Annotated in this window: 21 protein-coding genes and 2 pseudogenes; 15 read left to right on the top strand and 8 right to left on the bottom strand. The window is 48.3% G+C overall.

The genetic code is table 11. The annotated features are described in order from the left end of the window. Window positions 1–2: 2 nt before the first annotated feature. The 3 genes and pseudogenes from ugpE to ugpB all read right to left on the bottom strand — a co-directional run bounded on the left by ugpE (window position 3) and on the right by ugpB (window position 3,122). The gene (gene ugpE / locus ACESNI_RS04595; protein WP_373085304.1) at window positions 3–851 is read right to left on the bottom strand and encodes a sn-glycerol-3-phosphate ABC transporter permease UgpE; all 849 of its coding nucleotides are present in this window, start codon (window positions 849–851) and stop codon (window positions 3–5) included. Beyond that, a complete protein-coding gene (gene ugpA / locus ACESNI_RS04590) occupies window positions 851–1,732 on the bottom strand; it encodes a sn-glycerol-3-phosphate ABC transporter permease UgpA (RefSeq protein ID WP_373085303.1) in 882 nt (293 codons plus the stop codon). The genes ugpE and ugpA overlap by 1 nt, the downstream gene beginning before the upstream one ends. Window positions 1,733–1,808: 76 nt before the next feature. Then, a pseudogene (ugpB, locus tag ACESNI_RS04585) lies at window positions 1,809–3,122 on the bottom strand (sn-glycerol-3-phosphate ABC transporter substrate-binding protein UgpB). A gap of 243 nt (window positions 3,123–3,365) precedes the next feature. On the opposite strand from ugpB, the gene ACESNI_RS04580 reads away from it, so the two are divergent. The 3 genes from ACESNI_RS04580 to ACESNI_RS04570 all read left to right on the top strand — a co-directional run bounded on the left by ACESNI_RS04580 (window position 3,366) and on the right by ACESNI_RS04570 (window position 6,169). Further along, window positions 3,366–4,262 carry a LysR substrate-binding domain-containing protein gene (locus ACESNI_RS04580; protein ID WP_373085302.1) on the top strand — a complete coding sequence of 299 codons (897 nt, stop codon included), beginning with the start codon at window positions 3,366–3,368 and terminating at the stop codon, window positions 4,260–4,262. 72 nt (window positions 4,263–4,334) lie between these two features. Then, complete coding sequence (locus tag ACESNI_RS04575; RefSeq protein ID WP_373085301.1) at window positions 4,335–5,258, top strand: GNAT family N-acetyltransferase; 924 nt, start codon at window positions 4,335–4,337, stop codon at window positions 5,256–5,258. Further along, window positions 5,255–6,169: a DMT family transporter gene (locus ACESNI_RS04570; protein WP_373085300.1), complete on the top strand. Its 915-nt coding sequence runs from the start codon at window positions 5,255–5,257 to the stop codon at window positions 6,167–6,169. Before ACESNI_RS04575 ends, ACESNI_RS04570 begins: the two co-directional genes overlap by 4 nt. Here the strand turns inward: ACESNI_RS04570 and ACESNI_RS04565 are convergent. Beyond that, window positions 6,150–6,494, bottom strand: coding sequence for a RidA family protein (locus ACESNI_RS04565; RefSeq protein WP_373085299.1), 345 nt, complete (start codon window positions 6,492–6,494; stop codon window positions 6,150–6,152). The genes ACESNI_RS04570 and ACESNI_RS04565 overlap by 20 nt on opposite strands. 131 nt (window positions 6,495–6,625) lie before the next feature. Between ACESNI_RS04565 and ACESNI_RS04560 the strand changes: the two genes are divergently transcribed. Next, a complete protein-coding gene (locus ACESNI_RS04560; RefSeq protein WP_373085298.1) occupies window positions 6,626–7,009 on the top strand; it encodes a hypothetical protein in 384 nt (127 codons plus the stop codon). A 586-nt stretch (window positions 7,010–7,595) separates the two neighbouring features. Next, complete coding sequence (locus ACESNI_RS04555) at window positions 7,596–8,759, top strand: tyrosine-type recombinase/integrase (protein WP_373085296.1); 1,164 nt, start codon at window positions 7,596–7,598, stop codon at window positions 8,757–8,759. Window positions 8,760–8,878: 119 nt separating this feature from the next. On the opposite strand, the gene ACESNI_RS04550 is transcribed toward ACESNI_RS04555, so the two are convergent. Together ACESNI_RS04550 and merF are read right to left on the bottom strand one after the other, a co-directional pair. Further along, entirely contained in the window at window positions 8,879–9,130 is a 252-nt protein-coding gene (locus ACESNI_RS04550; protein WP_373085295.1) for a GDCCVxC domain-containing (seleno)protein, read from the bottom strand. Continuing rightward, window positions 9,100–9,312 carry a mercury resistance system transport protein MerF gene (gene merF / locus ACESNI_RS04545; RefSeq protein ID WP_373085293.1) on the bottom strand — a complete coding sequence of 71 codons (213 nt, stop codon included), beginning with the start codon at window positions 9,310–9,312 and terminating at the stop codon, window positions 9,100–9,102. Before merF ends, ACESNI_RS04550 begins: the two co-directional genes overlap by 31 nt. 47 nt (window positions 9,313–9,359) lie before the next feature. Between merF and ACESNI_RS04540 the strand changes: the two genes are divergently transcribed. The 4 genes from ACESNI_RS04540 (at window position 9,360) to ACESNI_RS04525 (ending at window position 12,751) form a co-directional block, all read left to right on the top strand. Beyond that, the gene (locus ACESNI_RS04540; RefSeq protein ID WP_373085291.1) at window positions 9,360–9,767 is read left to right on the top strand and encodes a helix-turn-helix domain-containing protein; all 408 of its coding nucleotides are present in this window, start codon (window positions 9,360–9,362) and stop codon (window positions 9,765–9,767) included. A 237-nt stretch (window positions 9,768–10,004) separates the two neighbouring features. Beyond that, window positions 10,005–10,457 carry a hypothetical protein gene (locus tag ACESNI_RS04535; RefSeq protein ID WP_373085290.1) on the top strand — a complete coding sequence of 151 codons (453 nt, stop codon included), beginning with the start codon at window positions 10,005–10,007 and terminating at the stop codon, window positions 10,455–10,457. Between the two features lie 535 nt (window positions 10,458–10,992). After that, window positions 10,993–11,241: a helix-turn-helix domain-containing protein gene (locus ACESNI_RS04530; protein ID WP_373085289.1), complete on the top strand. Its 249-nt coding sequence runs from the start codon at window positions 10,993–10,995 to the stop codon at window positions 11,239–11,241. 220 nt (window positions 11,242–11,461) lie between these two features. Then, on the top strand, window positions 11,462–12,751 hold the full coding sequence (locus tag ACESNI_RS04525) for a hypothetical protein (RefSeq protein ID WP_373085287.1): 1,290 nt from the start codon (window positions 11,462–11,464) through the stop codon (window positions 12,749–12,751). 112 nt (window positions 12,752–12,863) lie between these two features. Here ACESNI_RS04525 and ACESNI_RS04520 read toward each other — a convergent pair whose 3' ends face one another. Beyond that, window positions 12,864–16,649: a hypothetical protein gene (locus ACESNI_RS04520; RefSeq protein WP_373085285.1), complete on the bottom strand. Its 3,786-nt coding sequence runs from the start codon at window positions 16,647–16,649 to the stop codon at window positions 12,864–12,866. Window positions 16,650–16,805: 156 nt separating this feature from the next. Then, window positions 16,806–17,078 carry a hypothetical protein gene (locus ACESNI_RS04515; protein ID WP_373085284.1) on the bottom strand — a complete coding sequence of 91 codons (273 nt, stop codon included), beginning with the start codon at window positions 17,076–17,078 and terminating at the stop codon, window positions 16,806–16,808. Between the two features lie 394 nt (window positions 17,079–17,472). Between ACESNI_RS04515 and ACESNI_RS04510 the strand changes: the two genes are divergently transcribed. The 6 genes and pseudogenes from ACESNI_RS04510 to ACESNI_RS04485 all read left to right on the top strand — a co-directional run. Beyond that, window positions 17,473–18,852, top strand: a complete 1,380-nt coding sequence (locus ACESNI_RS04510; protein ID WP_373085283.1) for a tyrosine-type recombinase/integrase — start codon at window positions 17,473–17,475, stop codon at window positions 18,850–18,852. Continuing rightward, window positions 18,849–19,568: a hypothetical protein gene (locus tag ACESNI_RS04505; protein ID WP_373085282.1), complete on the top strand. Its 720-nt coding sequence runs from the start codon at window positions 18,849–18,851 to the stop codon at window positions 19,566–19,568. Before ACESNI_RS04510 ends, ACESNI_RS04505 begins: the two co-directional genes overlap by 4 nt. A gap of 78 nt (window positions 19,569–19,646) precedes the next feature. After that, entirely contained in the window at window positions 19,647–19,943 is a 297-nt protein-coding gene (locus tag ACESNI_RS04500; RefSeq protein ID WP_373085281.1) for a hypothetical protein, read from the top strand. 87 nt (window positions 19,944–20,030) lie between these two features. Further along, on the top strand, window positions 20,031–20,540 hold the full coding sequence (locus ACESNI_RS04495) for a ParB N-terminal domain-containing protein (protein WP_373085280.1): 510 nt from the start codon (window positions 20,031–20,033) through the stop codon (window positions 20,538–20,540). Between the two features lies 1 nt (window position 20,541). Beyond that, window positions 20,542–20,844, top strand: a complete 303-nt coding sequence (locus ACESNI_RS04490; protein WP_373085279.1) for a hypothetical protein — start codon at window positions 20,542–20,544, stop codon at window positions 20,842–20,844. Window positions 20,845–20,992: 148 nt separating this feature from the next. Beyond that, window positions 20,993–23,381, top strand: a pseudogene (locus ACESNI_RS04485) (hypothetical protein); the annotation flags it as partial.

The following is a 23,381-nucleotide window of genomic DNA, read 5'->3' as shown; positions in this document are numbered from 1 at the left end:
TCCTACTTCTCGGTTTCCGTCAGGCCCTTGACGAACAGGTTCTGCATAAAAATCACGACGCAGACCGGCGGCACCATCGCCAACAATGCCGTCATCATGATCACATTCCATTCAGGTGCTTGTTCAGCGGATTCCAGCATCTGCTTGATGCCCATAACAACCGTATACATGTGAACGTCCGATGTGATCAGCAGCGGCCACAGATACTGGTTCCAGCCATAAATGAACAGAATCACGAACAGGGCGGCAATATTGGTGCGCGACATCGGGATCAGAATGTCCCAGAAGAACCGCATCGGTCCCGCGCCATCCACCCGAGCCGCCTCCAGCAGTTCATCGGGTATGGTCAGGAAGACCTGCCGGAACATGAAGGTTGCCGTCGCAGAGGCGATCAGCGGTATCGACAGCCCCCAATAGGTATCGAGCATGCCGAGATTGGCGACTACCTCATAGGTTGGCAGGATCCTGACCTCCACTGGCAGCATCAGCGTAATGAAGATCATCCAGAAGAAAAACATCCGAAATCGGAAGTTAAAATAGACGATGGCAAAGGCCGACAGCAGGGAAATCGAGATCTTGCCGACGGCAATCATCATCGCCATCACCAGGCTGTTAAACAGCATGCCCGCGACCCCCTGACCATTTCCGCCCGAAAGCCCTTTGTTCAGCGCAAGGCTGAGGTTCTCAAAGAAATGTCCGCCGGGCAGCAGGGGAAGCGGAACCTGCGTCATCCGTAGCTCGTTATGCGTGGCGGCCACAAAGGTAATCCAGATTGGAAAGGCCACCATGGCAATGCCGAGAATCAGAATGAGATGGGAAAATATGGTAAGCAGGGGCCGGTTTTCAATCATCAGTAGGACACCTTCTTCTCGACATACTTAAACTGCACAACCGTCAGGCTGACCACGATGATCATCAGGATCACCGATTGCGCCGCCGAACCGCCAAGGTCCAGTCCGACGAACCCGTCGTTGAACACCTTGTAGACCAGGATCGTTGTCGCGCTCGCCGGACCACCGGCGGTTACCACATGGATGATGCCAAATGTCTCAAAGAAGGCGTAGACGATATTGACCACCAGCAGGAAGAAGGTCGTCGGCGACAGAAGTGGAAATATGATATCCCAGAAACGGCGGAAGGGCCCCGCCCCGTCAATCGCTGCCGCCTCAATCAGGGATTTCGGGATCGATTGCAGTCCAGCGAGGAAAAACAGGAAGTTATAGGCAATCTGTTTCCAGGCCGCCGCCATGACCACCAGAGCCATCGCCTGATCACCGTTGATATTATGGTTCCAGTCATAGCCGAACACCGCAAGAAAATAAGTCAGAATACCTAGGGTGGGGTTGAACATAAATACCCAAAGAGCGCCCGCCGTCACCGGAGCAACCGCATAGGGCCAGATCAGCAGCGTCCGGTATATCCCTGAGCCCTTAATCACCCGGTCGGCCATAACCGCCAGCATCAGGGCGAATGACATGGAGATGAACGCAACGGCGGCGGAGAAGACGATTGTCCGCTCGAACGCTCCCCAATATTGTTCTTCATGAAACAGTAAAATGAAATTCTGGAACCAGACGAATTCCGTCTTGAGGCCAAACGCATCCTGTATTAGCAAGGATTGGTACAGGGCCTGTCCCGCCGGCCAAATAAAGAAAACAAGCGTCACAATTATCTGCGGCATTACCAACAGAAACGGTAACACTGAAGGGCCGAAATGAACTTTTTTCAGCATGAACTACCCCTGTTCGATATCTCCCGCAGCAGCCGACAGCCGCTACGGGAGAATAACCGATTATTTTTAAATCAGCTTATTTATTTGCCGATTCAAATTTACGGAGCTGGGCATCGCCGAGTTCGACGGCATCGTCCATCGCCTCAGAGCTTGATTTCTTCCCGCTCCAGATCGCTTCCATCTGATCATTGATAATGTCGCGTATCTGGACGAAATTACCAAACCGGATGCCCCGGGAGTTGGGAGTAGGCTCATTCAGGCTGAGTTCCTTGATCGCCGTATCGGTGCCAGGGTTTTCCTTATAAAAACCCTGTTCTTTCGACAGCTCATACGCCGCCTTGGTAATCGGCACATAGCCGGTTTCCTGATGTCACCATGCCTGTACTTTTGGGGAGGAAAGATAGGTCAGGAACTTGGCAACACCTTTATAGTCGCCCTGATCCTTGCCTTTCAAAACCCAGAGTGTCGCCCCGCCGATAATGGAATTCTGTGGGCTGTCGATGATACTTGGATAGTAGGGCAACATAGCTTGGCCAAATTTGAATTTCGCCTGGCTCTTGATGGCTCCGTAGTAAGACGACGAATTCATCCACATGCCGCAGTCCCCATTGGTGAACATCGGCAGGCTGTCGCCGCGGCGACCGCCATAGACAAACAGCTTCTCCTTGGACCATTTTTCCAAATTTGCCATATGCATTTTGACGGCATCGTTATTAAACGTGAATTTGGTGTCCAGTCCTTTGAACCCGTTTTCCTCGGTTCCCATGGGAATATTATGCCATGAGCCGAAATTCTCGATCATGACCCAGGATTGCCAGCCGAACGAAAAGCCGCATTTATAACCGGCGTCGACCAGCTTCTTCGACGCGGCTTCCACTTCCGGCCAGGTCTTGGGAACCTCGGCCACACCTGCCTTGTCCAGAGCATCCTTGTTATACCACATAACTGGTGTGGAGCTGTTGAACGGCATCGACAGCAATTCCCCATCCGAGGTCTGGTAATAACTGATTACAGCAGGCAAATAATCGGACTTGTCGAACGGCTCCCCGGCATCCTTCATCATCTGTTCGACCGGATAAATTGCGCCTTTCGCCGCCATCATCGATGCCGTTCCAACTTCGAACACCTGCACGATATGCGGCTGCTTTTTCGCCCGAAAGGCCGCTACCGCTGCCGTCATTGTTTCAGTATAGTTGCCCTTGAAAGTCGGCACAACTTTGTAGTCGGATTGGGTCGCATTGAAATCTTCGGCAATCTTATTGACCCGCTCCCCATTGACGCCGCCCATGGCATGCCACCATTGAATTTCAGTTGCAGCCGACGCGAGGCCAATGCTGCTGGCCATCGTGGCAAGCACGACCGGCGCAAAAAGCTTTTTAAATATTGACATTATATTTTCCCTACAAGGTTGATTGAAACGGCCGCCGATATCTATCGAAGCCTGAATTTAATTTTCTAATGGAGACAACCCTTCTCCCCCATCAGAGTACCGGTATTTGCAAGTCTATCAATGACGGTTTAATGACAGTGCCGGAATCTCAGCAAAGAATTAGCAAATCTGCAGTTTGATGATAATATTTGGGTATGGGTCCATAACATGATGATATGGAATTCAAAAAAAATATGGAGAGTTATGAATCGACTCAGACAACTCGAAGCTTTCCGGGCCGTTATCATGGCGGGCGGCGTGACTTCGGCGGCAAACATGCTCAACATCAGTCAACCGGCTGTCAGTCGGTTGATTGCCAGTCTTGAGAAAGCCCTTGCAATCCCCTTGTTCGAGCGGCGTCAGGGGCGCCTGTATCCGACGTCGGAAGCTGAATTCCTCTTCACAGAGGTCGATCGGGCGATTACCAATCTTGACCATATCTCGAAACTGGCAGCGGACATCCGTAACCAGAAGGCGGGCCATCTGCGGATCGCCTGCCTGCCCGGGTTTGCCACCTCGCTACTGCCCCGTGTCGTTGCCGAGTTCCTTGTGGATCGGCCAGACGTGACCATGTCGATCCAAACCCGCAGTTCCGCCCGGGTCCGGGAATGGATCGCCGCACAGCAGTATGACATTGGAATCGCTGATGAATTCGAAGGGCATAACGCAGTTCATCATGAGGCCCTAAACATTCGGACAGTTTGCGCCCTGTCCTCTCGCCATCCCCTCGCCCGCCAGTCCGTCATCACAGCAAAAGATCTTGACGGCCTACCGATGATCGTCCAGGACCGACAAAACCGCTTTTACCACGCCGTCAAGGCGGCCTTTGACAATGCCGGGGCTGTGCTCAATCAACGTGTCGAAGTCCGACAGTTTGCTACGGCCTGTATCATGGCAGAGCGGGAAGTTGGAATTGCCATTGTCAGCTCAATCGATGCGGCAGAATATATCGGCCATGGTCTTGTCTCCCGCCCGTTTGAGCCACAACTCCCGTTTCGGTTGGATATTCTCTATCCAAAGTATCATCCTCGGTCGCTCCTGATGCAGGAATTTATTGAAAATTTCCAGAGAAGCCTGAAGCCCTTTATCCTGCCCCGGTAACTCCTCTCCCTTCATCATTTTAGTTGACTTAGTCAACTATTTTGGCATTCTGGAACGAGACTGGAAGGAACTATGGATATTTCAGAAACCCGGATTGACGCGGTTCGACGTTTTAACCGCTTTTATACCAAGCAGGTAGGTGCCCTTAACGAGGGCCTCCTAAAGAGTAAATATTCCCTCACAGAAATGCGTATTCTATATGAATTGAATGCCCATGACCGACTGACAGCAATTGATCTTGTCAGGGAGCTTTCCCTTGATCCGGCATATCTCAGCCGAATATTAAAAAAATTTAGAACTGCAGGCCTGCTGAAGTCTACTCGCAGCGAAGAGGATGGCCGCCAGTGGCTGCTCGCCCTGACTGAAAAAGGGCGAACTGACTTTACACCCTATACCAAGGCCTCCCGTGATGAAGTGGCGGAGTTGCTCAATCCGCTCTCGGATCAGGAGCAGCTAAAACTCCTTGCGGCCATGAAGACCATACTTGAAACTTTCGGCGAAGCTGACGGTGCCCCGGCCTCTTTTACCATTCGCAGCCACCAGCCCGGTGATATCGGCTGGATTATCCGTCGCCACGGCCAGCTTTATTTCGAGGAATACGGGTTTGATGAGACGTTCGAAGCTCTGGTCGCAAAGGTTGCCGGCGAATTTCTAGAGAGCCATGATCCAAAAACGGAGCATTGCTGGATTGCCGAGCGGGACGGAGACATTCTCGGCTCCATCTTTCTTGTTCGAAAAACTGACAGGGTTGCGAAACTGAGATTGCTCTACGTCGAGCCCAGCACCAGGGGTCAGGGAGTTGGCCGCAAACTTATCGAAGAATGCCTCGATTTCGCCCGATATAATCACTATGAAACAGTCACTCTCTGGACGAACAGCATCCTGGGCGCGGCAATCCATTTATACGAGGAAGCCGGATTCGAGTTAATGGATGAAGAAGCGCATCACAGTTTCGGATGCGACCTCATTGGCCAGAACTGGGATCTTCAGCTGTGACCCGGGAGGTTCCCGCCCTGTTCGCGGCGGGCATCAGTGGGATTCTTGTTGGCGTGGCGCTGGTTGCAACGGGCTCAATCGTCGAGGCGGCGGGGCCGATCACCATTGCCTTCATCCGCTACCTGATCGGCGCCCTGCTGTTGTTACCATTCGCGCTCCGAACTTCCTGGATACGCGTCCCGTTGACAGATTTCCTGCCCCTTGCCCTCCTTGGCATTTTTCAGTTTGCTGTATTGATCATGCTGCTTAATTTTTCCGTGATCTATATCGAGGTCGGACTGGCAGTGCTTATTTTCGCAACCCTGCCCCTGCTGACGATGACGATCGCTATCCTGCTCGGCCGGGAAGCTTTCACGTCGCGCAAACTGATCGGCATCACGCTAACCATCGTCGGTGTCGGGTTTGCTGTCGGTGCCACGGCTTTTTCGGAAAATATTGGGGCTGATGGCTGGCTTGGCATTTCCGCCGCCTTTTTAAGTGCGCTTTCAGGAGCGGTTTGCTCAATTTTTTACGGACCATACCTCAAGCGATACCCGACCCTCCAGATCAGTACGCTTGCCATGCTGGCCTCGGTGATTTTCCTCTGCGGGCTGGCTGTCACCGAAGGCATGCTGACCACCCTGCCGCATTTCACACTCCACGTCTGGCTCGTGCTGCTGTTCATCGGCTTTGCAAGTGCGGTTGGCTATTTCTGCTGGCTCTATGGACTCTCCCATACGCTGCCATCGAACGTCACCGTTTTCCTGGGGTTGAGTCCAATCAGTGCGGCCCTTTTCGGCGCCCTGTTCATCAATCAGCCGCTGACCTGGCAGGACGCCACCGGAACTGTGCTAGTCGTTTCGGGCTTGGTCGTCTCGCTCTGGCGGCGACGAGCACCGCCGCAAGCCCTGCCTATTTTGCCGCCACAATAATAATCTCGACCTTGTAATCAGGCGTTGCCAGCTTACTTTCCCCGCAGGCGCGCGTCGGGGGGTTTTGCGGATCGATCCAGGCATCCCAGACCGCATTCATTTCACTGAAATATGCCATATCGGACAACCAGATTGTTGCCTGCAGCATCTTCGATTTGCTGCTTCCAGCTTTTGCCAGCAATCCCTCGATAGCTGCACAGATGGCTTTGGTCTGTGCGGCGGCACTCTCCCCCGGCGCGCCGACCTGACCCGCCAGATAAATCGTGTCGCCATGGACAACAGCCTGGCTCATGCGGGACCCGGCCCCAATACGTTCAATCGTCATCGTTTTATCCTTGGAAAAAGTGGTGGTTACCTAATTCATACTACATGAAAGATCTACCTAGCGTGTGCAAAAATTATGACATAACTTCTGAACAGGAAACATGCATCACTTGGCATTTAGGTTTTTTCCGGATGAAGTTGAAATCAATAATATTGGCAACAATCATTGAGGCCGTATGTCTGCTTACTTTAACAGCGTCAGCTGAAGACTACAATCATGTCAGCGGCAATCACAGTTGGTCTATGAGTTGCAACAAATCCGGCTACGTTTTACAGTCCCAATATCCGGTATCCCGTTTTCATGAAGCCGGAGCAGGTTCTTCTGTGACACGTGAAAAGGAAACGCTCTATTTGGGACGCTCCTTCGATGCCTTACACACCGTGATGTGCGACGGCAAATGGTGCTGGGCCAATGGCGGATTCTTGGCCGAATTTGACGGCGATAAAATGGGTTTTCCCAGGCAGGAATTGGCTTGTCCGAACAGTGAAGACGAATTCCTGGGCTGCCAGTGCTGACGGCTTAACGCGCATCCAAAACGCGAACGGTTGGTCAGGTTTCTAAAGAGCAGGAACTCTCTTTGCTCGCGATGAAGTCGTCTCCATGAAATGGCTCCAATAGCGTTGGCAAGGGTCTTGGGGTCCGGACCGCCGCCCATGTCGATGGGCGCAGGGAGAGCTTAGTCTCCCGTAAGGGGTACAATCCCGCGATACGGGTTGAATGGCTCTGAAACGGGTTCAATACCCTGGAAGAGCCAAGGCCGGAGGGATGCAACGGGAACGCGCAGCCGTTCTCTGAAGGGTCTCATAAGCACGAAAGTGCCCCAGAGGGCACTTCACTATCGGTTGCAGGGGGCGTAGTAATTTAACTTGCAAGGACAGAATAGTTTTGGTTGCGGGGGCAGGATTTGAACCTGCGACCTTCAGGTTATGAGTTAGATTTCTGGTATTATCAGGATCTGTCATATGGTGGCCTATATGGTCATATACCATTGTTATAATTATCTTATTTTATATATTCGTTACGCCCTGTCTCTCACAAATATCTTGATTTTCGCTGTCAAATGCTTCCATTATGCTTCCGGAATGATGTATGGAAGCGAATATGAGATTGAACAAGCGTACCATTGACGGCCTCTTGGTAAAAGAAAAAGACTACTTTGTCTGGGATGAAACCCTGCCCGGCTATGGGCTGCGGGTGCTGCCCTCCGGGCGCAAGACCTTCCTCATTCAATATCGCGACGGCGGCGGACGCACCCGGCGCAAGGGGCTGGGGCGATACGGCACGGTAACCGCCGAAAAAGCCAAGGAGAAGGCCCGTGAGCTGCTTGGTGGCGTTGCCCATGGGTCAAACCCTGCTGAGGAAGCCAAGCGCAAGCGCGGGGCCGCTCTCGTCTCGGAACTTTGCGACCGCTTTATGTCCGATTATGTGCCGTCCCATTGCCGGGAAAGTACGGCGAAGGAATATCGGCGCTGCATGGACCTTTTTATCAAACCCGCCTTTGGAACGGTACAGGTAGAGGAAGTGCAGCGAAGCGATATTGCCGATCTTCATCACAAGCATAGGGACAAGCCCTATCAGGCGAACCGGACATTGGGCGTTCTCTCGGTCATGTTCAATCAGGCCGAAGTCTGGGGCCTCCGGCCCGAAGGGACAAACCCCTGCCGCCATGTCAAAAAATATGAGGAGAAAAAGCGCGAACGGTATTTGAGCGGCGAGGAGCTTTCCCGGCTCGGCCAGACCCTTGCCGATCTGGAAGCGGAAGGCATTGAATCGCAATCAGCGATTAACTGCATTCGGTTGTTGACCCTCACGGGCTGCCGCCTCGGCGAGATACAAACCCTCAAATGGGAATATGTCAAAGGCAACTCCGCTTTCCTACCGGATTCCAAGACGGGCGCGAAACGGGTCTATCTTGGACCGGCGGCTCTGGAAGTTCTCACAAATATTGAGCGTATCGAAGATAACCCCTACGTCATTACCGGGAAGCTTCCCGGCTCCCATATCACCGATATGCAGAAGCCATGGCGGCGGATAAGAAAGGCGGCAGGACTTGAAGATGTGCGGCTCCATGATCTCCGACACTCCTTCGCCTCAATCGCTGTAGGATCGGGCGAAAGCCTTCCCATGATTGGCAAGCTGCTCGGGCACAGTCAGGTGCAGACCACCGCCCGTTATGCCCATCTTGCCGATGATCCCATGCAGAATGCCGCCGAACGCGTATCGACTGAGCTGGCGAGGCTGTTGAAGGGCGGCGCAACCGCATAATTACCCGGATTATTTTGTATGATATGGATTGGATAGGTTACGTATCGTTACGTATGGGAAAATGATTTTTCCATAACAGTTTCAGCAGGGATTGAGCCGGTCAATGGCCAGCTCAAGTTTCAGCTTTGATCTGCGCCGCCCTCATCGGTGCCGCAACAATTTTGGCCCTGTTGTATCGGCGGACATGGAACCGTGCCATAGGAACAATAGACGCAGCAGTCCCCCGCCTTGGGCTTTAGGAGAAGACCGCAACCCTTGCATTCATAAAACCACTGGCAAGCATCCGTCGGCATGGTTTCCGCTTCGCTATGCCCGCATTCCGGACAGGTAAGGATCGACGTCAGTTCGATGTTTTGTGATTGAGTTTCCATAAAGCGTAACCCGTAATTCCTATAAATATTGCCAATGCGGGCAGTAATACAATGTCCAGCATTCCCAGAAATGCCGAAAGCCCAACGGCGCTGACAAGGATGACGAGCAGTGGCGTAAAGCAACAGAGCGCCGCTATTACCGTCCCGACGATCCCGATTTTAAGCAGGTTTTTGTCTTTCATTCCTGTATGCTACAATCTGTAGTCACTACAGGTACAAGGGAATTCTGATGATGAACATAAAAAACTTTGGCATTGGGGTTCTGTCCCGAAAGACCGGCTGCAATATCGAAACGATACGATACTACGAGCGAATTGGTCTGATGCCGGAGCCGCCGCGAAGCAATGGCGGGCATCGGAGTTATTCGCGCGATCATTTGAAGCAGCTGGCCTTTATCATGCGTTCGCGCTCTCTCGGATTTTCAATCAGCGACATACGCCAGCTCTTATCCTTGATCGACAACGATAAAACGTGTGAGCAAGTGCAGTCCGTCACTGTCAGGCATTTGAAAGAAATCAACAGGAAGATAGAAGAGTTGATCCGGCTGCGGTCCGTGCTTGAAAGCGCCGCTGATAAATGCGCGGGCGGAACCGCGACGGACTGCCCGGTTGTTGATATTCTCTACGAGACTGCCTGATCTTTTCCATGACAACAGACAGCCACATTTCTTCGTAACGATACGATACGTAATGTTTCAAATCGATTATGAGCAATATTCCTTACTCCTTTTGACTCAAACCCGTATGGGAATGTCTCACATTATCCCGTAAGGGAATTGATACGCTGATAAGCGCCAATGGTTTATTTTTCCGCCTCTTTCCCTTATGGGTTATTCCCTCTCAATTACGTTGCTTATCCAGAAGGGTTTAACCCCATGCCACTCAAATTTGATCTCGATAGTCATTATTTTCTGTTGCAAGCATTCGACCGGCTCGGGCGACATTTGTATCGAAACGACTGGACCGGCATGGAAGCCTTCGCCGCCCCGTCCGATGATCCGGCCATTCTGAAAACCCGGCACAAGGAACTAAACGACCAGCTCGATACGATAGGGCTTGAAAAAGCCGGACTACTGCTGAAAGGCGGCAGGCTGGAAAAGGGACCCGAGAAAGAAAAGATTAATCTGCGGCTGTTCGAGCTTCAAAAACAGGAGCAGGAGCTTCTAAACAGGAAAAGCGCCCTTCCCTCCTACCGTGAAACCCTGATTGCCGATTATGAGCAATATCAGCGCGGGCAGCAGACACGGGAAATCCTGTTTCGTGGATTTGCCGATAAAAAGATAGAGGCGCTGTTCGGGCTGGACCAGATCATCGACTGGAAGCTTTAGCGAGGCTACGAGAGTTTTGAGGCTTCCGTATCCCTTCCCCTTGCGACCGCCCCGCCCGAATACAGCACGCGCGGGGATGCTCCCGTCTTTGTTTCGAAAACATCCTTTGAGCAATGGCTGACGACACTTCAGCCTCTTGTCGAGAGTGAGCCGGAAATCCTGACAACAAAGGAACAGGCCATCCGGCTTATTACGAAGCTGGCGGAAACGCATAAGAGAATAAAAAAGGAAGATTGCTGGCAGGCAATGAAGTCTGAAATCCCCGACCTCACCCAAAATATGTTCGATGACGTCTGGAAAGATCATGCCCCTGCGCATTGGAAGAAACCGGGACGACCGGCAAGTTAAACCCCTGACTTTTATCTTTTCGCAGTCAGGGGTTTAATTTCTTTGAATCTCAACCCCTTGTTTTTAAAGGTGATTAAACCCAAGGGTCAAAGTCCGGGGTTTATTTAAAACAGTTGGGGAGTTTTATCAAAAGACGGCGTTAGCGATATTCAGGTCATTCGATAACTTATGAGAAGGACTTGATACCATGAACGTTAATACTATCCCGAAAGATCATTCTGAAAACCCGGCCTATTACGACAGCCTGATTAACGAAACCGAAGCAGCGAAGTTTCTGGGTTATACCATCCGCGCCTTGCAGAACTGGCGGGTGCGCGGGGGCGGCCCGAAGTTCGTAAAGGTTTCCTCCCGCTCTATCCGTTATCGCCGCCGGGAACTGATCGCCTGGGCGGAAGCACATATGGTTTCAAACACCTCTCAATCTCAATTTACCTGAGTTTTCTTTTGGAGCTGTGAGGCTCCCCGCCCCTCCCGTGTCTTGTTTCTCACGGGAGGGGTCGCTTCCCGGCCCCGCCCTCAAAACCCCTAAAAGCTTCCCCGGCGCGGAGCGCACCAACTAACAAACCATCGATCACAAACCAACGGAATAGTTCCGTTAAAGGGGGGTCTTTGTAACACCCCCCTCTAGAATTACTTGAGCGTAAAAGAGCGTAACCATGAAGATCAAACAACTCTATGCGGGTTTCGATACTATCGAAGTCGCCTTTCTGGGAGCTTTACCAATAGAGGCTTTGGAGACCTTTCGCGAAGCCAAGCAGGAAGCGGCGAAGCAGCAGGAACGGCAATTGATGACAATCGGTCCCGGAAATGTTGCGGGGCATATCGCTTCCCACGGCCTGACCGGCGGTTATGCCTTCCTGTTCGATACCGGGCCCACGGGGGATATTTGGAGCTTTAAGGACACAGCGGACCCCAGCAAATGGAACATTGCCGTCAAGCCCCATGCGAGCGCCCTCGCCTGCCACAGCTATCAGGAAACAAGGGAACGCATTCTTGACACCCTTAATGCAATGGGATGCCGTTTCGGGAAAGAGAGTATTCGGCGTGTAGACTTTGCCATGGATTTTCTTATGCCGGAAATGTTCGAGCTTAATCACATGCAATTCGTCTCGCATCATCGCTCTAAACTCTCGCCGTATTTTGGGAGCAAGGGAGAAACAAAAGAAACAGATACGGATAAAGCCGCCCTCGTCTTCCGGGGACGCAGAACTGAATCCGTCACCGTCGGTAAAATGCCAGGTCGACAGGTAATCGTTTATGACAAGCGAAAAGCGGCTATTGAGCAGCGCACCTACTACTGGTTCAGAGTTTGGGGAATAAACCCCAAAGATACGACAAAGAATGTCTGGCGGGTCGAATTGAGAGCCGGGAAAAAGGAACTCAAGGATAAATGGAACATTCGGACCTTTGCCGATCTTGAAAACTCTGTCGGCGACTTGTTCAATGATACCATTGAGAAAGTGCGCTATCTCGACGATTTTCAGACAGACGGAAATGTTACTCGGCAGCGTAAGCATCCATTGTGGCTAGCCGCTGCGGAATGCCTCTCAAAGAAGTTCATCGATTACCACTCAGGGCTTGTGCCCGAACAAGTACGGGAAGTATTCCGGGACCAGCAGATAGAAACCTACATTCAGCAAATCACGGGTAATGCCGCTGGGCTTGCGGCGGTGCTGGAACTAACAGACGAAGAAATCAGCGAAACGTTCGGTCAGGATATTGGGCAAACTATTTCAAATAGGATTAACTGCGCCGAAACCAATTTCTTCGAAAGTCGTGATCGGGCACAGAATAGGCTGGTTCTTAAAACTCAACCTATAACGAGCAAACGGCTTGATCAGGCAATTCTTCCCAAAGAAAGCCATCCGAAAACCGCCTTTGAAAAAGACAAAGTACGGCTCCAAGCCATTGTAGATAGGTTGCGCAAACGTCCCATCGACTATTAAAAATGTCAGCCGTTTACCGTACGACCATTTTCAAGAGATTTAAATTAGCGATTCCAACATAATAAAAGAAACCTAAATATCAAATTCTGTTGATAGACATGACATTTGAGTATTAGAGTTTAAGCAAATCAGAAATTGAGCCAACAGTAGTGCTTTTTAACGCCTCAATAGTTGTATATTGCATAGGTACATCACCACTGCAGCATAGCCAAGAAAAAACCTTTGGGTCTTGGATTTGTGTAAACCGGGTCAGAGCAACTGAGTTATCGTTAACGATGGACACCCGATTCAAATGCTTTTTTAATTTATCAGGCTTTCCGTTTTTCTCTTCGCCTTGATATTCAGACAATAATGATGCTATCTCAGAATAATTTCGCGCTAATTGAAGATCTTTGCACTCAATCACCAGAATTTCGCAAGTATCGTTCCTCCAAGCCAAAACATCAATATCGCCAAAATCAACTTCTGTTTTACTATTCAAAAGCTCTGGAACACCAATATTTACACGGACACACCAACCGGCTTCTTCTAAAACTCGCGCAACTTTTTTCTCAAAAGTATGTCCTTCTCTTGCTTGCCCCCACCAAGCATCTTTCATTTTTGAGGTTTTAAAAAATGCTTGCTCAAGGCGCCCATTAAATGCTCCGTCGAAGAGATAGGCGAAGCTTTTTCGCAATGATGCAGGAGGAATGATCAATTGATAGTCAACTTCTTCATTTATTTGCAAAATAGGTCTGCTAACGAACGACAATCGCCGCCCAAAACGCCAAGGGTAAATATCCTTTAACTCAAAGCCTTTTGGAGGCTTGTCCCAATTCGGTCGAGATATAACAGTAAATTGTTCCAAGAAATGGCTAGCAACTTTCTCATCAATACCATCAACACAGACCGTGTTTAAAAATTCGCTCCGCTTTAGTACCAAAATAGGGCTGTTTTTTTCTATAGCCTTATCTTCTATTGCTCCGATGATTTCCCGAGCCTGATCAAGGTCAAAACCCATCTCTTCCTTCCAAGCTTCCCAAAATTCGCTATCAATGGAGCTTCGAATTTCAGGCGAAATGGTCGGATCTTCATAATTTTTTGTTTGCAATGGAGCTTCTGTTAGAAATTTATTACCGATAACTTCGGATAGCATCGGTTCAACTACTAGCCGTCCAAAATCGTTTTTAAACAATATATCTCCGAGCGGGGATAATGTCAGTTCGGGTGGTAAAGCATTGTATCTAATCGCATCGGAAATACCCCCAAACTGCACCACAAGGAGTATTTTCGATATAAGTCGTGTTAATTCTATATCTGAAAGTTTACGACCAGAATTCGTTGGGCAGACACAAACTGCCATTTCCGCCAGAACACGACTACCAATCCCAGCTCCCGCAAATTTAGACACTTGCAGTACGTACTGATCAATTGTTTGTTTTGTTTCTCCGTGCAAACCAAGAAGTGCAGCGGATGTTCGTTTCCAATGATCTTCTTCTGCGCTAGCCTTTTCAATATTACTTACTATTCGAAGTAATGCACCTTTGCGATTAAAGCTCTTTAATTCCAATCTGATATCAGAGATCAAAGCATCTACAATTTTATTGAGAAATCCCGTGCACATTTTTTGCCCACGAATTATATTTCCTTGAGACCGATCACGCACACGCCACGCCAAACCTAACCTAGCTATGCCATTTTCGATTGAATCGACAGTAACTAACTCTTTTGGCAACAGATGTCTCACGAAATCAAGGAACTCGCGAGCCTGAAACAAATGAAAGCTTCGCGCTTGGTTATTGGGTACAACAAGTTTTTCAAGCTGAGCTATTTCTTCAGCACTTGATTTTATTTTCAGCAATTTCAAAAACGCAAAAAGCATTTTCCGCGCAACAACCCTCTCGGCAATATTCTCGGCTGTGCTAAAACTTTTTAAGAATCCGGCCGCTAAGATTACTTCACACGAGGAACCGTTATCATTGAATTGAAAGGTACATAACGCTTCTAGTGCTTCCTCTGTAGACTTTTCTTTGAATTCCTTAGGCAGTTCAGAGTCCTTGAAAATTAGATTAATCCGTTTTGGCCTAGCCGCCTCACCACCAGAGAAATAGTTATCAATTTCACCACCAATACGATGAAGCCATTCAGAACCCATTTCCCATAATCGAAACGTAACATCTGAATCTTTCAAATGGGGAGCTTCGACTTGGAGCCAAAGCCGGTAATGCCCCTCATATACCGAAGTCAATTTTCCTTCTCTAGCATCAGTCAAAGACGAATATAATTTCTGGGAAGTGTCACTTTTAAAAAAAGGATTTGGCGACGTATATTGGATCAAGTGACGTTTACCGGATTCATCAGTTGCGCCATGTCTGTCATAGCCAAGATCAGAATCCATTCGAACATTGCGCAAAAGGTTAATCGGTGGATTGAGTAATAGCGGCGCTTCTGGCGAAATAGGTCCTTCAGGTAATTCAGAATGAGGCACAAAATGTCCATCATTCTCTCTAACGAAGCCAATTAAATTGAGAATACCGTTAGGATTTAGTATTTCTACGCCGGCCCTCTTAACAGCCTCCAATCCATCTTGGATTCGCCAGAAATATCCAGGATTCATATCACCCAACCAACTTAGACGAACCAAATCCGCAACGGCCATATGCTCGAAACGCCATTTTGGGTGATCAACTTTAATACCTTCAGTCGCGTAACCTTTTCCCCAGCCACACCCAATCAATAGGACTAGCCCGCCTCTGAACCATTCTTTCTTTTCAAAGCTTTTGATAGCACCATCAATTGACAGTTGAATGGCTGTTGTAAGCGTCCCATCATCTTCGAAATTTTCTTTGAATCCCCCCTTTAAATGCACACTGACAGATGGAAGGAACAGATGAAAGGAAGCAACAAATCCGTCATCAACCTCAAAAGCGAATTCTGAAATCCTATGTTGTCCAATTTTTCTCCAATTAAAGGAAACATTCATTGGACCTCCTAGGAGAGGTGTATCTGAAAGCAAATTTTTATATAAAATCGCCAAACATTGATCAAATTCATTCTCTATATTTCCGTCAATGATTTCAGCTATGACAAAGTCTCTAAGCGCAACTGATAGTGCTGATGGAAGTGTAACGGTTAGCTTATCTTCCTCGTAAAAAACAAACGGGCGTTGTTCCAAGTTTGAATCTCCCACACGCTGAGCGGAGGGTCGTTCTTTGTTACTTGGGTCAAACAGAAAGGGTTCTATATCGCCGGGTTTTATACCATGTTGCTCAAGTTCCTTGATAGGTATGGTGACACAGTTCAAAAGTTCATTACGTCCCGGCAGGAAGCGGCTGGACAAGGGCTTGTGCCTCTCCTCACTTCCTATCTGATATCGATTAAGCCCAGCTTTTTCGCAAACGATATCTGAAATCTTGAGTATTGCATGGACGTTTCGCCTGATCTGTCCAAAGCGTCCGCTTTTCGGCATGGTATTAACTGCGCGATATACCAGATCAGTATAAAATCCCGCTGCCTCCCATACACCTTCAATTATTCGATAGTCCTCATGTTCACCAATAACTAGAGAGACAAATACATCCTCTGCTGGATCTTCAGCAGCGGCACATTTTGACTTACCAATTAGGTTAAACCATCGAACTGCTTGGCCGATGTTGGCCTTTCTCTTCCCTGAACAATAACGAACAGCAAGCACCACCAGTATTTCCAATCTAATACAATTTGATTGGTATTCTGGAACAGTCAAAAGACCGGCTAAGAGTGGAACTGTATACCTAACGTTGTATTTTTCTAAATCTCTAACAAGTTTTTTATTTTCTTCAGCTATTTGATCAATTGTCACAAGGAGTGATGACCATTTTTGGCTTTCTTCAAATAGCTTTAATAGTTTGCCTTGATCAAAATTGTTATCATCACTCATGCGCCATACTCTCTATATTAACCATCAAGCATAATAAATTTCAGCGACACCAGAACGCTTAAATAGGCAGTTTAAACGCTTTTACAAACCCTAAAAAAGCCAACTTCATTTTTTCTATAATCTTGGCAATCCGCGGAATATGACAGTCCTAATCGTCTATTCTTTCAATAATTTCCCTTGATCTACTTCTGAGTCCGTCACGACTATATTTATTATGCATAAATCTTCTTTGTCTGATTCAAAATACATAAACAATCTATTTTCAACGACGCCGTTAATATTATCGTCTGATGGCATAAGGACGTGATCGCCAATATTTGGCAGTAAGAGAAGTGAATCATTTTTATTGCTTAGTTCTATTGACTGACTTTCGTCTAATGGGCGATCGGAATCCGCTGGACGGTATTGAAAATTAACCGTGTATTTCATATTGTAGACCTTCTCTACCGCTAAAATAAAATTCCTAATTAGCAGCCTTGCAATTTATACCTGTAATGACAAATAAAAAATTCCACTACGAAAATTTAAAATACTTATCCTTCCCTACCATGCTTCCATTATGCTTCCGGCCAACAAAAAACGGCTTAGCGTGTTTCAGCTAAGCCGTTGTTATTATTGGTTGCGGGGGCAGGATTTGAACCTACGACCTTCAGGTTATGAGACAGTAGATTACTCTATAGTCATCTTCACTTATTCCACCAATCCTATATAATACGCCATATTTCAGTTGCCTATGATGCCTTAATATTGTTACTATTGTCAACTATGTTCGTCCCCGGTATGTCCCAACGACTATTGAGACGACCCTGACAAGGAAATAACGATGCCCCGTATAGCAGACAGAGTTAAACTAACTGATACCTTCGTTGCTCAGTATATTACTGACAAGAAGGATGATGCAGTTTGGGACAGTGAAGTTGATGGATTTGGGTTTCGTTGTCGTGATGGTGCGAAGACTTTTATTTTTCGTTATTCAGTCGGAGGTCGTGGTGGTCGCCAGTATCGCATGACCTTGGGTGCAACTGATGCTGTTAAGATCAGTGCAGCACGGAAAAAGGCAAAGGAACTCCGAGCTGAAGTCGATCTTGGTGGCAATCCAAAAGCATCCATTCAGGCCAGAATAGACACCGACAAAGAAACTCGATCTATCCCAACACTAAACCAGTTATCACTTCGTTATTTGAATGAATACGCCCTGCTCAAAAAATCCCGGTTTGAGCAGGATGTTTACCGACTTCGCCGCCTTGGCTTTATAACCAGTGCCCAAGTACATGATTTCGGAAACACCGTTTACAACAATAAGGACCTCCCCGATCAGAAACGTGAATATGGAAAGCGTCTCTCCAATTATAAGAGCCAGAAGCCACCCGTGCATCCTGGTCTGGCTAATAAGCGAATTGACCTAATTACAGAAGACGATATTTCTCGATTACACGTTATGGGGTCTGCCACTCAAACTGAAGCTAATCGTCGCCGTGAAATCATCCGCAAGATGTTCAACATAGCGCAAGGTTGGTATCCGAAAGCTGTAGTCAAGAACCCTGCTGTAGGTACATCTATCACGCCATATGAGGAAGGTGAGCGTGAACGTTTTCTTACCAGGCTCGAAATTTCCCGCCTCATTCAAGCCCTATATGCGGTGGAATTAGAGAATGGACAAAGATATAGCACCAGCATCAACGCAATCCGAATGATAATGTTTACAGGGGCTCGACCTTCAGAAGTTTACCGTATGAAGTGGAGCCAGCTTGACCTTGAAGAAGCTGTATGGTCGAAGCCAGCATCAACAACAAAACAGAAACGCCTTCACCATATTCCAATAGCCCAGGATGCTATATCACTCCTTAATCATATTAAGTTACTAAGCGGTCATAGTGAGTATGTTTTCCCTAGCAGAACGTCCCCTACCCGCCCCATTGGCGAAGTTAAAAAAACGTGGTCTAGGGTCATTGCAACAGCGGAAATTGAGAATGAATTTGGAACTCGCCTATATGATTTGCGGCATACCTTCGCCACGCTCCTGGTTGCCGGCGGCCAGAGTTTATTTTCTGTAGGAAAACTACTGGGACATAGCACCACCAAGGTCACTGAGAGATATGCCCATGCTGATATTGATGGCCTTCGTGCTGTATTAGGATCAATGGATCAAGTGTTTTCAGATGCCGCTAATGTTACCGCACTGCCTAAGCGAGATGAACTATGACCAACTTACAAAAGGTTTTTGGCGGTGCAAAAAAACGGACCGTCACCAAACGGACAGATTTTATATTGAGTGAAGAACGCTTGCTTGCCGCTGAACGTGCGCTCGACAGCACCCCGAATAACAAGGTGTTGAGAAAAGTTCTTGCTGATGCATTTGATCTTTATCAAGGAATGCAATCTTACTGGGAGCAATCACCTTCGAATGCGGTTGTACGGGAAGAGGCTGGCAAGGTGCTTGCTCGAATAAAAAGAGGAGCTGACCCTTTAAGGGTCTTAAATGCTCGCCCATACACTAAACCAAACCTCTCTGATGATCCCCGCGATGGCACCAAAGCAACACTTATGGCCTTAACAAAAATCAAACTAAACAGCGGGGTCTCTGAAGAGCTTTTGACACAGCTAAGATACCAAGGCATTGATTCTGACAATCCAAATGTAGAACATCTAATTTCAGCTCTTACAGATTTAAAAAATGCACTTAGGCCAAAGACCGGTCGTCCTGAAGAATATCCCAGGGATGGGATGCTTCTACAGCTGATCAAGATATATGAAACAGAAACTGGCAATGAGGCGACTTACTCTAGTAATATTGGGCGGTCTGAAGGGCCATTCATGGATCTCTGTCGTGCTATGCTTAGCCCCGCAAATGATTTCATGACAATAAATGCATTGGACATCGAGCAAGCTTTAAAGCGCCATAAAAAACGGCTGAAATAAAAACGGTTACTTCTGTACTTAGATTAGATTTCTTAGACATTTTATAACCCTACCAACAACAATTGGTAGGAACTTGAAATGCCCAGACAAAGTTTACTCGATAAAGATATCGCTCAAATAGAGCCATTATCCCATCCACATTTTAGCCCCATTAATGATCTGGGTCTTGATTCACAAGACCCTGAAACACGGGCTTGGCTTTTTGAAATCCTCACCTGCAAAGAAGCAGCAAAAGAAATCAAAACCACACCAAACGCCCTGGCAACTTTTCGCTGTCGAGGGCGAGGTCCTGCCTATCTAAAACTAGGTGGAAAAATCATGTACCGCCGCCTAGACCTTCTTGCTTACCACCAAGCTGGGAGGGTCGAGCCATGATCACGAACTATCAGCACATGGAGCATGAGCAGTCACTTCTACTGAAAGTTTACCCTGAGCATTTCAAGCAAAAAGGGGACCTCTAACATGCTGCCACACCCTTACGCAAATCTGTTCCCTACGATGAAGGGGAGCGCGTTTCAGGAGCTTGTGGCTTCGATCCGTAACGATGGGCTTGAACAGCCCATCGTTACCTTTGAAGGCAAGATACTGGATGGTCGCAATCGCGCTGCTGCCTGTGCTAACGCTCAGGTGACGTCCACCTACGTTAAAGATAAAGGTGATGACCCGTTAGGGTTCGTCATCCGACACAACCTGACCCGTAAACATTTAACCACAAGCCAACGTGGGTTGGTGGCTGACAAGTTAGCCAACCTTGAGAAAGGTGATAATCAGCATACAGGAAATCCTACATCCCAAGCCACGGCTGCTGAAATGTTAAACGTCAGTGTCGATACAGTGCAGCAAGCAAAAAAGCTGCGCGAAACGGGCGACGAGGAGTTGATCGAGGCTGAAGGTCAGAAGCTGTTGAGGTTATGGGACAAGACCAGTGCCGACGGTAGGGCGTTCTTTTTGAGATGGATAGGGGCGGATTGATATGATCAACTCAAACATCACCACATCAAAAAATAATCGACGAGTTGATAAACGGCTTGCTCAACGGATCATTAAAGCCGCTACAAATTACGATCACAATGGTTGTCATATTTGCGGCCACCAGCCGACTGGTCGAGAAATATATCCCATTGGTCAGATAGGTAAACATGTTGTCGGTGTCTGCCCACAACACCTTCGACGGCTCGACGCTATCCTCAGTATGCAATTCTACTTCGAGGGTGAAGATAATCAAAAGCAGCGTGAGATGGCAGCATCGGCCAGCACCAATGACCCGATGCACTGAGCCAGACATCCGCAGAAAGTCGTTTAGTCAGAACCCGACTGTCATGCCAGTTGCGACGGGGTGTCGACCTGCTACGAAGACCCTCGGGATTAACGCCGACGGTGTTCTGGCAATTACTCAGGGGTTTGAACCGCAATGGAAGTGGGGATTGTCATTTCACGATGTGCCCAATATCGCCTCTCTGTTCGAGGTATTAAATGAGGCCAGCCAAAATCCTAATTCAGTAGTCCTGAGAGGTGCATTACGCGATCATGTCGACCCTGATGGCGTCATTCACTTACGTAAAGATGTCAACAAGTGGGGTGACAAGGCCCACTTTGAGGAGTGCCAACGCCGTTGGTTGATGATTGATATCGACAAGTTGCAGCTCGACGACATTGACTTGGTAAATGACCCTGAAGGGACAGTTAAGCGGGCCAGTAAAAAATTTCTACCTGAGTGTTATCAGGGGATTAGTTTCGTGTGGCAACTGTCATCATCTGCTGGCATAGGTAAAGACACCGGGTCATTGAGCATCCATATTTGGTTCATTTTGGATAGGGCTGTCGGCCAAGATGAATTGAAGACCTATCATGCGCTGAAAGCCCCGGCCATCGATCCGCGCCCATTTCAAACAGTTCAGGTTCACTATATCGCTGGACCTATATTTGAGGAGGGTATTCAAGACCATCTTTCAAAACGAATAGGATTGGTCAAGTTGGATAAAACTGAGGTTATTTTGCCACAATTACCACCCGAAGCAATTGCGAAGGCGTACCGTACTATTGGCAAAGGGCCTATAGGCTCGGTTCATGGATTTGAAGAAAAACTTAAGTTCTTGGGTGATGGTGATGGATTGTCACGCTTCCATGATGTTCTTATCGCCGCGGCGTCCAGTTACGTTTATGGAAAGTTCGAGTGGGAAATAGATATTGATTGGCTCAAGGCGCGTTTACGAGAGGCCATTAATGAGGCTCCGAAACATGATGCTCGAACCAACATCCCTCATTACCTTAGTGATGGCTACCTTGACCAGAACATCGACACGGCAGTCAGTAAGTATTGCCAGGTTGTCACGGTGCCGAAGTATCCAGCCGCAAAGTTGACATCCAAACAGGCGCGTCGCGAAATCAAGTCGAGTATGTGGGATGCCGCCGACCAACACTTTGATGCGCTGGCCGAATGGGAAAAAATGAATAAACCTTATCAGGATTGTTACAGGAAGGTCTATGAGAAATTTGAAGCTGCTGCCCGAAAATCAGCAAAGAAAAACGGCATCGAATACGACCCTGTAGCTGGAGCCGCAGAAATCCGTAATGAGGTTTGGAAAGACCTAGAGTTAGGTGAATTGGAAGATCCGGGGCCGTTACCAAAGAGTGTTTTGAGTCTAGCTGTAGGTGTTGGCCTAGGCAAAACCGAACAGGCATTCAGGCTGATTAAATATGTCCGTGATAAGGCACTGGCCTTGCTCAAAGCCGATAAGAACGCGAATGATGCCAGCAAGCTTTCAGATGCTACCCGTATCGCCTACCAGCGACTCACTAAGGCCATACTGGCGGTGCCGACACATAAGTTAGCGGATGAGGCAGTTGAACGTGCGGAGAATGCTGGGCTGACAGCCGGGCCGTTCCGGGGGAGACTGTTTGAAATCAAGGAAACCAGTGAACATCCGATGTGCAAACGTGCAGACAGTGTCCAGGGGTGTATAGATGCTGGTCTTCCGGTAGCATCGAGTATATGTAGCAACGGTGTCAAGGAGTGCAAGTTTCGCCATTCGTGCAGGTACTATGGTCAAATTGGCAATCTTAAACCCCTTGATGTTGTGATGGTTCCCCATGCATCGTTGTTTCACAAAAAACCGCCTTTTAATTCTCGGGGATTATTGATTATTGATGAGCAATTCGCTTTTGGTGGTGAGCGCCATCGTCGAGCCTTGCGAGTATCAGACCTCCGGAAGACTGAGGACGTGGTTTTTTCGAAAGATGATGACGGCAAGTTGATGCCCGATAAAAGGCTTACCAAAAAGCTACTTCACCTTCGTGACACTGCCACAAAAGCAGTCATTGAGAACCCTGAAGGCAACCTAGCGGGGCGATACTTTTGGGAACTGACAATCAGTGCCGTTGCCGAGGCCATTCGGCTTGAATGGCAAACAGTGGTTAATTTACCCGTATATCCTGGAATGCCCCGCAAGCAGCTTCTTAAGGCGTTGGCTTCATCGGCAGCAATTAGGCGTATGCGTTTGCGAGTTGATTTTTGGAAAGCACTGCTAGTGCTGGTCGGTAGTGATGGGACACAAAAATCTGGTTGGTTGATCCGTGGTGAAAATGCCGATGGTGACGCGGTCGTTCATGTTGGTGGACGGGCTAAGATTAAGGACGGTTGGTTTGACGGTTTAGCGGTTTGTTTGGACGCCACATCATCGCCTGAGTTGGTGCAGTTGTACTTCCCCAAGCATGAGGTTATCGCACCTCCAGCAATCGAGGCTACCCAGCCGAATGTGACTGTTCTTCAGACGATTGATAAGGCGTTATCAGCGTCTATGTGTATCCCCGACG

It is taken from the genome of Sneathiella sp. (assembly GCF_041689005.1).
In the GTDB taxonomy this organism is placed as follows: Bacteria; Pseudomonadota; Alphaproteobacteria; order Sneathiellales; family Sneathiellaceae; genus Sneathiella.
Note: the sequence above shows the minus strand (reverse complement) of the source record. Positions and strands in the feature narration are given on the sequence as shown.

What these genes read in the sequence shown, in the direction of transcription:
- ugpE (WP_373085304.1), bottom strand. Translation starts at nt 851, where the DNA reads ATGATTGAAAACCGGCCCCTGCTTACCATATTTTCCCATCTCATTCTG.
- ugpA (WP_373085303.1), bottom strand. Translation starts at nt 1,732, where the DNA reads ATGCTGAAAAAAGTTCATTTCGGCCCTTCAGTGTTACCGTTTCTGTTG.
- ACESNI_RS04580 (WP_373085302.1), top strand. Translation starts at nt 3,366, where the DNA reads ATGAATCGACTCAGACAACTCGAAGCTTTCCGGGCCGTTATCATGGCG.
- ACESNI_RS04575 (WP_373085301.1), top strand. Translation starts at nt 4,335, where the DNA reads ATGGATATTTCAGAAACCCGGATTGACGCGGTTCGACGTTTTAACCGC.
- ACESNI_RS04565 (WP_373085299.1), bottom strand. Translation starts at nt 6,494, where the DNA reads ATGACGATTGAACGTATTGGGGCCGGGTCCCGCATGAGCCAGGCTGTT.
- ACESNI_RS04560 (WP_373085298.1), top strand. Translation starts at nt 6,626, where the DNA reads ATGAAGTTGAAATCAATAATATTGGCAACAATCATTGAGGCCGTATGT.
- ACESNI_RS04555 (WP_373085296.1), top strand. Translation starts at nt 7,596, where the DNA reads ATGAGATTGAACAAGCGTACCATTGACGGCCTCTTGGTAAAAGAAAAA.
- ACESNI_RS04550 (WP_373085295.1), bottom strand. Translation starts at nt 9,130, where the DNA reads ATGGAAACTCAATCACAAAACATCGAACTGACGTCGATCCTTACCTGT.
- merF (WP_373085293.1), bottom strand. Translation starts at nt 9,312, where the DNA reads ATGAAAGACAAAAACCTGCTTAAAATCGGGATCGTCGGGACGGTAATA.
- ACESNI_RS04540 (WP_373085291.1), top strand. Translation starts at nt 9,360, where the DNA reads ATGATGAACATAAAAAACTTTGGCATTGGGGTTCTGTCCCGAAAGACC.
- ACESNI_RS04535 (WP_373085290.1), top strand. Translation starts at nt 10,005, where the DNA reads ATGCCACTCAAATTTGATCTCGATAGTCATTATTTTCTGTTGCAAGCA.
- ACESNI_RS04530 (WP_373085289.1), top strand. Translation starts at nt 10,993, where the DNA reads ATGAACGTTAATACTATCCCGAAAGATCATTCTGAAAACCCGGCCTAT.
- ACESNI_RS04525 (WP_373085287.1), top strand. Translation starts at nt 11,462, where the DNA reads ATGAAGATCAAACAACTCTATGCGGGTTTCGATACTATCGAAGTCGCC.
- ACESNI_RS04520 (WP_373085285.1), bottom strand. Translation starts at nt 16,649, where the DNA reads ATGAGTGATGATAACAATTTTGATCAAGGCAAACTATTAAAGCTATTT.
- ACESNI_RS04515 (WP_373085284.1), bottom strand. Translation starts at nt 17,078, where the DNA reads ATGAAATACACGGTTAATTTTCAATACCGTCCAGCGGATTCCGATCGC.
- ACESNI_RS04510 (WP_373085283.1), top strand. Translation starts at nt 17,473, where the DNA reads ATGCCCCGTATAGCAGACAGAGTTAAACTAACTGATACCTTCGTTGCT.
- ACESNI_RS04505 (WP_373085282.1), top strand. Translation starts at nt 18,849, where the DNA reads ATGACCAACTTACAAAAGGTTTTTGGCGGTGCAAAAAAACGGACCGTC.
- ACESNI_RS04500 (WP_373085281.1), top strand. Translation starts at nt 19,647, where the DNA reads ATGCCCAGACAAAGTTTACTCGATAAAGATATCGCTCAAATAGAGCCA.
- ACESNI_RS04495 (WP_373085280.1), top strand. Translation starts at nt 20,031, where the DNA reads ATGCTGCCACACCCTTACGCAAATCTGTTCCCTACGATGAAGGGGAGC.
- ACESNI_RS04490 (WP_373085279.1), top strand. Translation starts at nt 20,542, where the DNA reads ATGATCAACTCAAACATCACCACATCAAAAAATAATCGACGAGTTGAT.